Below are 11,827 nucleotides of genomic sequence, written 5' to 3' on the forward strand. Positions count from 1 at the left end.
TCGGGTTCGGCGTCAGTTGCTCGAAGTTGCCGCCGGTCGCACCGGTAATCGTGGTGCTGACAGTCGAGCCGTTGTTGTAGACGTCGTTCGCCGGGGTCTCGAAGTCGACGCTGCCTTGGGTCTTGCCAGCTTCCACGGTGATGGTCTGGCCGTTGGACAAGGTTACGGTCACCGGGGTCTGAGCCGGGTTGCTCAGGGTCACGGTGTAGGTAATCACGCCGCCTTCGGTCACCGACGGAGTGGCCGTCAGGGTCGCAGTGGTGGTATCGACCGAGTCGTTGATCGTGGTCTGCGCCGGGGTCGGATTCGGCGTCAGCTGTTCGAAGTTGCCGCCGGTCGCACCGGTAATCGTGGTGCTGACAGTCGAGCCGTTGTTATAGACGTCGTTCGCCGGGGTCTCGAAGTCGACACTGCCTTGGGTCTTGCCAGCTTCAACGGTGATGGTCTGGCCGTTGGACAAGGTTACGGTCACCGGGGTCTGAGCCGGGTTGCTCAGGGTCACGGTGTAGGTAATCACCCCGCCTTCGGTGACGCTTGGCGAAGCGGTCAAGGTCGCGGTGGTGGTGTCAACGGTATCGGTAACCTGAGTAACCGCTGGTGTTTGCGGCACAGTCACTATCAGCCCGCCGCCCCCGGTGGTGCCCGTTACGGTCGCCGAAATCTGGCCGCCGTCGATATACGGGGTATCGTTCGCGGGGACCACGACGTTTACACTCCCAGTGGTCTGCCCGGCCGGAATGACAATCACGGCACCGTTGGACAGGGTGACCACCAGGTTTGTGGTCGGCGCCTGGCCAACCGTAGCGGTATAAACGATTACGCCACCCGCTTCACTGATGGAAGAGGTAGCGCCCAGTACCAGGTCGGTAGCAACATTGGTATCGGTCGTCGGAGTAGTCACCTGGTTGTTGCTGGTGGTATCCAGCTGGCCAACCTCTTCGCCATCGAGCACGGCAGCAAAGCCCAGCCCATCAGTCGGAAAGCCGACGGTAGGGTCGACCCGGCCTGCGGTTTCTTCGAGCATGACAAAGCTGTGGCCACCGCCAAGTGCACCACCACCGCCCGCCGACGACGGGCCAGCCGCAGTTGCTTCAAGCTCGGTAGTCGGGTCGACACCGGCGGCGATCGCCTGTTGCAACTCTTCCACCGACGGCGCGGCCTGCGCGGTAGCCTGACTCAGGTCGGTGCTGCTGTCAGGCGCATCAGCGCTCCACTGGCTGTCTCGACCCAGGTCAAGCAAACGGCCGTCGGCCAGCTCCAAAGTAACTGCACCGCCTGGACCGGTGAGCACTTCTTCACCGGCCAGCAGGCGGTCCCCTTCAATCAGAACACGCCGAATGCCCTCTGGGGATACCGCAATAACCTGGCCAACAATACTTTTGACGATGGCTACAACGCTGCTCATTGGACTCTCCGTGTGACCCGATAGGTACTTCCCTGCCAGAGCGGCACTCGCAGACCACTTCAGGCGGAACTATGTTGATGATCTTTCGACGCTTATCGGCGTCAATATTCCGTCTATGACTTATTGGAATTGATTAAATGCCAAACTATTGACCTGCATTCTGCCATCCTAAACAATCGCCAATGTAATGTCACATTGATATTCGCATATTAACCATGTGCTTTCTGGGGACAAGTGTCATACATCACCTAAAGGCAGGCAACGCGACATATCAGAGCATCTTTCTCGGCGCTTAGGTGATGGTATCGGATGGGTCAGGACACCCTTTCATCGGCAATTGTCAAAATTCGAGCGTCAATTTACAAGTCACCTTCAGCTCGCTCAAATAATAGCTTTGTCAGAAGCACAAACCTTGCCTAAAGGGGGGCCGACGGTGACTGGAGACCGCGCAGAACCTGGGCCTTTTGACCGTTCGCGGCTCTCGGTAGCTAGTACAGTTGCACAGTAAGGGTGCCAATTTGCCGCAGATCAAAGAGATAGCGAACCACAGCGTAAATACTGCCAGCGCTAATACGAGAAAGCGTCACCGTTTGTATAGACCAGGCATGTCAGAGAACGCTTTTCTAATAGATGAATTTTGCCTAATTAGTCGCGCAAGTTCGTCAACAAATCAGCGCCTGTTTCTTGACAATGATGCAGAGCGATACCGCAACACTTCTGTCGCCAGCTGGATGGCAGGCTATGCTGAAAACTGATTCGACCTGGATGCTGACTGGATCAAAAATGAAACATCCACCACCCAGCACCGTCTGCCAGGAATGAAGACCGCAGAACTGTTTACTCAATACCGATTCAAGGCGACCATTAGCCGGTTGCCCAAGCGCCAGGGTGCCGTAGCCTCATGACCACTGCCTGGCAGCACGGGTGAGCCAGCCTGAACGGCGGCACACCCACCCCACCCACCACAAGGATGAAGAGAGCGCCGCGTGGAATCCGAAGTCAGTCGAGTCCAACTCAGCCACGATCCACGCAGTCAGCATGACGATCCCCTGCTGGATAGTCTGTTGAGCCTGTGTGTCCTGCACCAGAAACCTGCAAGCCGGGTCATGCTGACCACCGGCCTGCCGTTGCCGGCCCAGCGCCTGAGCCCCGAGTTGCTACCCCGCGCTGCCGCCAGGGCCGGTCTGCAGGGGCGCCTGCTGCAGCGTAAGCTGGAGCAGATCCCGAGCATCGCCATGCCAGCCATGTTGCTGCTCAAGGAAGGCCGCAGCGCCGTCCTGCTGGGCTGGGAGAACGAAGACACCGCACGCCTGTTGCTCAGCGAGAGCGATGGCGGCGAGGTGCATGTCAGCCGCGAAGCCCTGCAGAGCGATTACAGTGGTCGGGTATTCTTTGCCCAGCCGCAGCACAAGTTCGACGTCAACCACGGCAACCTCATCCCCCGGGCGAAGTCGTGGTTCCGCGATACCTTGCTGCGCAGCAAGTGGCTGTATATCGACGCCATCGCCGCCAGCCTGGTGATCAACCTGATCGCCCTGGCCGCGCCCCTGTTCGTGATGAACGTATATGATCGGGTGGTACCCAACCAGGCCACCTCGACCCTCTGGGTACTGGCCGTCGGTATCGCCGGCGCCTACATCTTCGACCTGATCCTCAAGGGCCTGCGCGGCTTGTGCCTGGACCTGGCTGGCAAAAAGACCGACCTGATCATTTCGGCAACGCTGTTCGAACGTATCGTCGGCATGTCGATGAAGTACCGCCCTGCGAGGGTCGGCAGCTTTGCCCAGAACATTCATGAGTTCCAGGGCCTGCGTGACTTCCTCGCTTCGCTGACCTTGACCAGCCTGATCGACCTGCCGTTCACCGTCCTTATTCTGATTGTCATCGCCATCATTGGCGGGCACCTGGTGTGGATCCCGATCATCGCCTTCCCACTGGCCTTGGGCATCGGCTACGCACTGCAACGACCACTGATGGCGACCATGGAACGGACCATGGCCCTGGCTTCGGAGCGCCAGTCCAGCCTGATCGAGACCCTTGCCGGCCTGGATGCGGTAAAGGTCAACAACGCCGAAAGCGAACGCCAGTACATGTGGGAGCAGACCCTCGGTACCCTCAGCCGCCTGGAACTGCGGGTGAAAGTGCTGTCGAGTCTGGCGATGAACATCACCCTGCTGATCCAGCAACTGGCAGGCGTGGCAATGATCTGCGTCGGCGTATACCTGATCATCGACGGCAACCTGAGCATGGGCGGCCTGGTAGCCTGCTACATGCTCAGCGGCCGCGCCCTCGGGCCGCTGGGCCAGCTCAACGGCCTGCTCGCCCGCTATCAGCAAGCCAAGGTGACCATGGTCTCCACCGACCACATGATGGAACTACCGCAAGAGCGCAACTTCGAAGAACGCCCGCTGAGCCGCAAGGTGCTGCAGGGCAGCGTCGAGTTCCGCGGGGTCGATTTCACCTATCCGAACCAACAGAACCAGGCCCTGAAGAACATCAACCTCACCATCCGCCCCGGCGAGAAGGTGGGCATTATCGGCCGCAGTGGCTCGGGCAAGAGCTCGTTGGCCAAGCTCATCGTCGGCCTGTACGAAGCCGACGGCGGCTCGCTGCTGGTCGACGGCGTGGACATTCGCCAGATCGACGTCAGCGAACTGCGCCACAACATCGGCTACGTGCCGCAAGACATTCAGCTGCTGGCCGGTACCCTGCGCGATAACCTGGTCAGCGGGGCCCGCTACATCGAGGATGAGTTGATCCTGCAGGCTGCTGAACTGGCAGGCGTACATGAATTCGCCCGGTTGCACCCGGACGGCTACGAGCTGCAGGTGGGTGAGCGCGGGCAGAACCTGTCCGGCGGCCAGCGACAGAACGTCGCCCTGGGCCGTGCGCTGTTGCTCAACCCGCAGATCCTGCTGCTGGACGAACCGACCAGCGCCATGGACAACACCGGCGAAGAACGCCTCAAGCAGCGGCTGCAGGCGGTAGTGGAAGGCAAGACGATGCTACTGGTCACTCACCGTGCCTCGCTGCTGTCACTGGTGGACCGACTGATCGTGATCGATCGCGGGCAGATTGTCGCCGACGGCCCGAAAGCCGCGGTCATGGATGCGCTGAAGAAGGGGCAGATCAGTGTTGCATAAGCTGGATGTAGGGCAATTCAAGGAAGGCCTGCGGCGCTATTTCAAAGGGTCCGATTCACTGGGCGGGCAGCCGCTGCCAGAGGTCAACAAGGCCCTGATCGAGGATGCGCCGCGAGTCGTGCGGCTGACCATCTGGGGCGTGATCCTGTTCTTCGTGTTCCTGATCGTGTGGGCCAGCGTCGCGCCCATCGACGAAGTTACGCGGGGTGAAGGCAAGGCCATTCCGTCGTCCAAGGTGCAGAAGATTCAGAACCTGGAGGGGGGCATCGTCGCCGAGATCTTCGCCAAGGAAGGGCAGATCGTCGAAGTGGGCCAGCCATTGCTGCGCCTGGATGAAACCCGATTCGCCTCCAACGTGGGTGAAACCGAGGCCGACCGCCTGGCCATGGCTTTGCGCGTCGAGCGCTTGAGTGCCGAAGTGGGCGATACCCCGTTGAAGATCGATGAGGAACTGCGCAAGGCCGCGCCAAGCCAGGCAGCAAGCGAAGAGTCGCTGTACCAGAGCCGGCGCCAGCAACTGCAGGACGAGATTGGTGGCTTGCAGCAACAACTGGTCCAGCGCCAGCAGGAACTGCGCGAGTTCAGTTCAAAGCGCGCCCAGTATGCCAACAGCCTGGAACTGTTGCGTAAAGAGATCAGCATGTCCGAGCCACTGGTGGCAACCGGCGCAATCTCGCAGGTTGAAGTGCTGCGCCTGCGTCGTGCCGAGGTGGAGAACCGCGGTCAGCTGGACTCCACAGCGCTGGCTATCCCGCGTGCCGAGGCGGCCATTCGCGAGGTGCAAAGCAAGATCGAAGAGACCCGTGGCAAATTCCGCAGCGAAGCGCTGACCCAGCTGAACGAAGCGCGCACAGAGCTGAACAAAGCCACGGCGACCAGCAAGGCGCTGGATGATCGCGTGCACCGCACCATGGTTACTTCGCCGGTACGCGGTATCGTCAAGCAACTGCTGGTGAATACCATTGGCGGGGTGATCCAGCCGGGCAGCGATATCATAGAAATCGTGCCGCTGGACGACTCACTGGTCATCGAGGCGAAGATCCTGCCCAAGGACATCGCCTTCCTGCACCCTGGTCAGGAAGCGACGGTCAAGTTCACGGCCTATGACTACACCATCTACGGTGGGCTGAAGGCCAAGCTGGAGCAGATCGGTGCCGACACCATCACCGATGAAGACAAGAAGACCACCTATTACCTGATAAAGCTGCGCACCGACCGCAGCCACCTGGGCACTGACGAGAAGCCGCTGCTGATCATTCCGGGGATGGTGGCGACGGTCGATATCATGACTGGCAAGAAGACCATCATGAGCTACCTGCTCAAGCCGATCATGAAGGCGCGTTCGGAGGCGTTGCGCGAGCGTTAAAAAGCACACTCATCGCCGCGACCCACACTGTGGGAGCGGCCTTGTGTCGCGAAAGGGCCGCAACGCGGCCCCAGGCAGCAGTAGCACTGCAATCACCGGGGGCTGCTGCGCAGCCCTTTCGCGACGCAAGACCGCTCCCACATGTACAGCGCCAGGCTCCGGAAAGCTGATCAACCGGCTAACACGAAACCGGTCAGCGCCAGGGTGCAGGCTCACCAACCAACTGCCCCTGAATCCCGCCTACACCCATCTCCCGCAACACCAACCGCTCACCTTCCGTCTCGACTCGCTCGGCAATCAGCGGCAGGTCGATACTGTGTGCGGCACGCTGGACCGCTTCGATGAACAGCCGCTTGTGCTGCTCTTGGTCAATGTTGCGGATGTAGCTGCCATCGATCTTCAGGTATGCCAGGCCCAGGTGCGCCAGGTTGCCGATCATGCTGAAACGCCCACCAAAGCGTTGCAGCGCCAAGCCGAAGCCAAGCGCGTGCAGGCGCCGGGTGAGTTGTTCCAGAACCGCCTGCTCAGGCAACTGTTCCTCGCCAATTTCGAAAACCAGCCGCGGGCCAAGCGCCGTGTTCTGGCCCAGAAGCTCGAAGACACGCTGGAGGGCCTTGGGGTCGGCCAGGGTGGCGGCGGACAGGTTCAGCGCCAACACCTGTTCATGCCCTCGAAGGTGCGCCAGCACCTTCTCCAACACCAGCACATCAAGCCGCGGCATCCAGCCGAAGCGCTCCAGCCAGGGCAGGAAGCGGCCTGCCGGCAGCGCCTCGCCCTGGCCATCCTGCAAACGCGAAATCACCTTGTGGTGCAGTACCCGTTGTACAGAAGCGCAATCTACGACTGGCTGGAAGAACAGTTCGAATTGCCCATTATTGAATGCCTGGTCCAGCCGCTCATGCCAGACATGCTGACTATCCGCAGCAACTGCGGCCACACCTTGTTCAAGGCATACCCAACCCGGTGTTGGCTGGTTCTCGGCGCGTGCCAGCGCCTCGTCGGCAAGCTTCAGCAATGCCTGTGGTGAATCACCGGGGCTGAACGGCGCCAGGCCGATACAGGCCACCGGGTCTACATCACTAGCGCCTGTTTCGTGCAGGCTGTGCAGCGTTGCTTCCAAGGCCTGGGCAAGCTGTACCGCCTCTTCATGCACCATGCCCGGCGCCAACACGGCGAACTCGCCCCCGCGGCTGCGGGAAATCAGGTCGTTGGTTTCCGGGTAGCTGGCACAGGTGCGACGCAACTGCTCACCCACAGCCTGGAGCAACTGGTCGGTACGCTGGCCGCCAAGACGGGCGTTCAACCCCGCCAGCCCCTGGACCCGCAGCAACAGCAGGTAGCCGGCGCGCGCTTCTTCCAGGTTGCTCACCCGGGTGTTCAACTGCATCTCGAAATAACGGCGGTTGGAGAGCCCGGTCAGGCTGTCCTGGTAGGACTCGGCACGCAGCCGCTCACTGCGCTCGGCCTGCTCGGTGAACAGTGCCTTGAGCTTCTCGACCATCTGGTTCATCGCCTGCACTACCCGACGCAGCTCCGGTGTGCGCGGCAACTCAGGCAGGCTGAGGAATTCGCGGCGGGCAATGGCGTGGGACTGCTCGACCATGTAATCCAGCGGCCGTAACTGGCGACGCAGGAGCAAGGCGCCGAGTACGGCGCTGGCCGCGCCACACAGCAGCAGCCAACCCAGGCTGCCCAGGGCGCTTTGCCAGAGCTTGGCAATGGCGAACATCGGGTGGCTGATCACCTCAACACGCGCAGCCTGCTGCCAGCCACGGCTGACGATGGCGTCGCCGCCGGCAGCTTCCAGGCCGATCAGGCCCACGAACCAGCGCGGTACACCGCCGGGGTCCGGCTCGGCGTGGCGCTCTACCAGCACGGCATTGGAGCCTAGGTCGACAACCTTGATGCTTGAGTAGTAACCACTGTCGAAGATCGAACTGACCATCAGCTCGACCATCGCCGGATCATCAATATTCGGCGTCAGCGACAGCGCCAGCGCTGTCGCCGCATCCTGGGCGTGCGAGCGCAACTGGTTGACGTACTGGCTGCGCGAGCTTTCCAGGCTGACCATGAAACTGCCACTGAAGGCGACCACCAGGAACAGGCAAATGGCCAACAGCAATTGTTTGAACAGTGACATCTGTGCTCCTTCAGTAAACCGGCTCGGCCGGGAACCCTTCGGCCTGCATTTTCTTCAGCAAATCCTGCCAGCGTGACAGCCGCTTGGTATCGCCGACCTTCTTGTTGCCTGCGGCGCCCGTCAGCCACAAACCCTCACCATTGAAGGCGTACACCGGCAGCAGGTCGGTACGCTGGCTTGCCGGCTTGATGGCATCCATTAGGCTGTCGAGTACCAATGGTTGAGCCTGTGGGCTTGAATAATAGGTCAGGACCATGTGCGCCCGGTTCTGCCGCAGCGCCTTTACGTAGGTAATGCGCAGCTTTTCACTGGGAATACCCATGCGCCGCAGGCTGAAATACTTGGCGATGGCGTAGTCCTCGCAGTCTCCTGCACCCTTGATCAGCGCCTGCACCGGCGTGGCCCAATAGTCGACCTCGTGCCACAGGTCGATGTCCTCTACATAGCGCAATTGCTGGTTGAAGAAGCGGTTGACCACCTGCAATCGCTCAAGCTCCGTACCCTGCTTCTGCGTAGCCATCAGGCTCTGCCAGGCATCGATACGGCCCTGCCCGGCGCCCAAGGGGCCATACAGGGCCTGCGACTTGCGGCTGATCTGGGAAAAGTCCCAATCCGCGTGCAGCCCGCCCAGCAGCAGGCTGCCCAGCAGCGCAGCAAGGCCGACACGTTGCACAACGGTTTTGAGCATCCAGGATATCGCCACTGCCAAGCCCTGTTCAGGCCAGTCGAAAGCAGCGATGGTGCGGCCTGCAACGGCAAAAGACAATGGCATCCTGCGATCATGCACCCGCCGGTCAGTCGACCTACACTTTCTGGTTATAGCCTTGTGTGGGCTGCTTCCTTTGCCCTTCGACTTCATCCACCATAGCCGCGCTTTTGGGGGCGCCTGCTCCATTAGGTATACAGGTTTGACACCCCCAAGAGCTGTTACTAGCTTCATTGGATCCAACTTTAGTCATCGTTGAGGCAGACGTCGCGTGGCCGAGAAAATCAAATTGAGCAATGTGCTGGCCAGCGAGCAGCTGTTGCCGCACCAGGCCCGTGGCGTGATCGAAGAACGCCTGCGTAGTGCCATTCTTGATGGCCGTTTGCCCCCTGGTACTGCCATCCGCCAACAAGAGCTCGCTACCTTGTTCGGTGTAAGCCGCATGCCCGTTCGCGAAGCCCTGCGCCAGCTCGAAGCGCAATCACTGCTGAAAGTGGAAATGCACAAGGGCGCGGTTGTTGCACCGCTGATCGGCGAGGATGCGGTGGACACCTATGCCCTGCGCGTGCTGCTTGAGACCGAGGCACTGCGCCAGTCCATTCCGCTGCTCAATGCCAACGACATCGCCAGTGCCCGCGGGTATATCCAGCAACTGGAAAACGAAACCCGTCACGCCGAAATCGGCCGCCTCAATCGACTGTTCCACATGTCGCTGTACAGCAAGGCGCCGAACAAGAAGCTGCTGCGCCTGATCGAGGACGAATTGAACGAGGAAGAGCGCTTCCTGCGGTTTCATCTTTCGTCCATGGGCCTGGGCAAGCTCACCCAGGACGATCACAACGCACTGGCGGATGCGGCTGGCGACAAGCTGGTGGATGAAGCAGTAACGGTGCTGGAACGGCACCTGAATAACGCATCGCGGGTAATCCGCAAGTACCTGGATACACAACGGAGCCGCTAGCGAGCAGTGACTGCATCAAGGTGCGGTCGAATAGGTTGCAAATTGATCTGCCCTTGTCAACAATGAGACTAATTATCATTCATGTCCATTGGTGGCAGCGCCCTCCCATGCCCAGCAACGATTCCGTGCAAACGCTCTACAGTGACCACCACGGTTGGTTGCATGCCTGGCTACGCAGCAAGCTGGGCAACGCCGCCGATGCCGCAGACCTGGCTCAGGACACCTTCGTACGCCTGTTGCAACGTCGCGAACATCTGCAACTGAACACACCCCGGGCTTTCCTGAGAACGGTTGCGCGTGGGCTCGTGATCGACCACTGGCGGCGCGAGGAACTGCACAGGGCCTATCTCGAGGCGCTGGCACAGTTGCCGGAAGCGCAGGCCCCTTCGGCCGAAACCCGTGAGCTGCTGCTGGAATTGCTGGAGCGCATCGCGCGCATGCTCGAAGGTCTCAAGCCCAAAGTACGTCGTGCATTCCTGCTTGCCCAATGCGAGGGGCTGAAGCACCAGGCGATCGCCGACCAGATGGGGATCTCGGTGCGTACCGTGGAGCGCTATATCGCCGACGCGCTCTACCATTGCTACTTGCTGCGCTACGCCGACGAGTGTTGACGCAATGACCGCTTCACAGCCCGGCGCTACAGCAGTCAAGCAGGCCATCCAGTTGATGCTGAGGCTGCGCGAGAGCGGGCATGCCCCTGCCCTGCAACAAGAGTGCAGGCAATGGCGCACTGCCCACCACGAACACGAGCAGGCTTGGCAACGAGTAATTCACCTGCATCAGGACCTCGACCTGCGTGCCATACCCGTTGCCGGGCTGGCTTTGCAAACCCTGGAGACCAGCCAGCGCCGCCTGCATCGTCGGCAGGCGCTGAAACTGCTTGGCGGCGTTGCCATGGTAGGGACGGCGGCATGGCTGGGAAAAGACCTCGATGCGGTCAACGCCTGGACATCAGACTACGCCACCGGCACGGGCGAACGACGCAGCTTTGCGCTTCCCGATGGCTCGCAGATGCAGCTCAACACCCGCAGTACCGTCGACCTGGCCTTCAATGACCAGCAGCGCCTGGTCCGCCTGAAGCAGGGGGAATTGATGATTGCCTGCAACCCGCAGCGTTCCTTGCTTGTAGAAACTCGTGACGCGTTACTGGAAGGGTTCGAAGGACGCTTTGTGGCGCGTCAGGACAGCGACTGCACGCAGGTCAGTGTCAGCCATGGCAGGGTGGCGATACACCGGCCTGACAATGGCCAGCTGCAATGGATCGAAAGCGGCCAGAACTGGTGCTTGGATGCGCAAGGTACACACTGGCTCGAGCAGGTGGACATGGATGCGATGGCCTGGACCGAGGGCCTGATCGTCACCCGGGACATGCGCCTGTTCGACTTCCTCTCTCAGGTCAGCCGTTATCGCCATGGTTACCTGGGCTGCAGCGACGATATTGCCGATTTGCGCCTGTCGGGTGTATTCCGCCTCGAAGACCCGGAGCAACTGCTGCAACTGCTGCCACGGACGCTGCCCGTGCGGCTTCGCCAACGTACACGCTGGTGGGTTCGCGTGGAGGGGTTGGCCTGATCTGACGGGGGCTGTTGCGTTCAGGGCTGCTATGCATGCAGCCCATCGCCGGCAAGCCAGCTCCCACAGGGATCGCACAAGGCCTGAGGGCTATGCGATCCCTGTGGGAGCTGGCTTGCCGGCGATGGGGCGCATAGCGACCCCAACAACTTTTTTGACGGGTTTTGAATGCCGGTCCGGCTAGGACAGTAAGCGACACCTCCTGCCCTCACACTTCAACGGACCCCCTCATGCCTACCGCTCCCGCGCATATGCGCATGTTTACCGCGAATGATTTTCGATCTGTCTTGCACTCAGTATATTTACGCAAAGCAGTCCGGGCTGCCCTGTTTGGCACCTCCTTGGGCCTGACAGCCGTCACACCACTGTCCATAGCAGCAGAAACGGCCCAGGTAAGCCACCACTACTGCGGATTCCACGCCATCCGGCCACCCAGTCCGCTCTCATCTGGCCAGGCATTCCACGGCCATCTGGCCACCTGTTCCACGGCCATCCGGCCGGGCAGTCGGAGCGCAGCGACGCAGGGGGGGCATT

Annotated in this window: 8 protein-coding genes; 5 read left to right on the forward strand and 3 right to left on the reverse strand. The window is 60.8% G+C overall.

Annotation, left to right across the window (positions count from 1 at the left end; translation table 11 throughout):
• Nucleotides 1–1,405: retention module-containing protein (locus WM94_RS24015; RefSeq protein WP_156486001.1), on the reverse strand; the 1,405-nt coding region annotated here is incomplete at its 3' end.
• 986 nt (nt 1,406–2,391) lie between these two features.
• Between WM94_RS24015 and WM94_RS24020 the strand changes: the two genes are divergently transcribed.
• Both WM94_RS24020 and WM94_RS24025 read left to right on the forward strand, forming a co-directional pair.
• A complete protein-coding gene (locus tag WM94_RS24020) occupies nt 2,392–4,548 on the forward strand; it encodes a type I secretion system permease/ATPase (protein ID WP_039615366.1) in 2,157 nt (718 codons plus the stop codon).
• Complete coding sequence (locus WM94_RS24025; RefSeq protein WP_015268515.1) at nt 4,538–5,914, forward strand: HlyD family type I secretion periplasmic adaptor subunit; 1,377 nt, start codon at nt 4,538–4,540, stop codon at nt 5,912–5,914. Before WM94_RS24020 ends, WM94_RS24025 begins: the two co-directional genes overlap by 11 nt.
• Before the next feature lie 193 nt (nt 5,915–6,107).
• Here the strand turns inward: WM94_RS24025 and lapD are convergent, their stop codons facing one another.
• A complete protein-coding gene (gene lapD, locus WM94_RS24030) occupies nt 6,108–8,054 on the reverse strand; it encodes a cyclic di-GMP receptor LapD (RefSeq protein ID WP_061552266.1) in 1,947 nt (648 codons plus the stop codon).
• A 10-nt stretch (nt 8,055–8,064) separates the two neighbouring features.
• The gene (gene lapG / locus WM94_RS24035) at nt 8,065–8,826 is read right to left on the reverse strand and encodes a cysteine protease LapG (RefSeq protein ID WP_003259712.1); all 762 of its coding nucleotides are present in this window, start codon (nt 8,824–8,826) and stop codon (nt 8,065–8,067) included.
• A gap of 205 nt (nt 8,827–9,031) precedes the next feature.
• Between lapG and WM94_RS24040 the strand changes: the two genes are divergently transcribed.
• The 3 genes from WM94_RS24040 (at nt 9,032) to WM94_RS24050 (ending at nt 11,293) form a co-directional block, all read left to right on the forward strand.
• Nucleotides 9,032–9,721: a GntR family transcriptional regulator gene (locus tag WM94_RS24040; protein ID WP_061552267.1), complete on the forward strand. Its 690-nt coding sequence runs from the start codon at nt 9,032–9,034 to the stop codon at nt 9,719–9,721.
• Nucleotides 9,722–9,828: 107 nt separating this feature from the next.
• A complete protein-coding gene (locus WM94_RS24045; protein WP_015268511.1) occupies nt 9,829–10,332 on the forward strand; it encodes a sigma-70 family RNA polymerase sigma factor in 504 nt (167 codons plus the stop codon).
• 4 nt (nt 10,333–10,336) lie between these two features.
• Nucleotides 10,337–11,293 (forward strand): FecR family protein, encoded by a 957-nt coding sequence (locus WM94_RS24050; RefSeq protein ID WP_061552268.1) that lies wholly within the window; start codon nt 10,337–10,339, stop codon nt 11,291–11,293.
• The last annotated feature ends 534 nt before the right edge of the window (nt 11,294–11,827 follow it).

Source organism: Pseudomonas sp. ABFPK (genome assembly GCF_001586765.1).
Lineage (GTDB): Bacteria > Pseudomonadota > Gammaproteobacteria > Pseudomonadales > Pseudomonadaceae > Aquipseudomonas > Aquipseudomonas asiatica.

Excerpts from the sequence above, each read along its gene's own strand:
- lapD (WP_061552266.1), bottom strand. The coding sequence starts at position 8,054 with ATGTCACTGTTCAAACAATTGCTGTTGGCCATTTGCCTGTTCCTGGTG.
- lapG (WP_003259712.1), bottom strand. The coding sequence starts at position 8,826 with ATGCCATTGTCTTTTGCCGTTGCAGGCCGCACCATCGCTGCTTTCGAC.
- WM94_RS24045 (WP_015268511.1), top strand. The coding sequence starts at position 9,829 with ATGCCCAGCAACGATTCCGTGCAAACGCTCTACAGTGACCACCACGGT.
- WM94_RS24050 (WP_061552268.1), top strand. The coding sequence starts at position 10,337 with ATGACCGCTTCACAGCCCGGCGCTACAGCAGTCAAGCAGGCCATCCAG.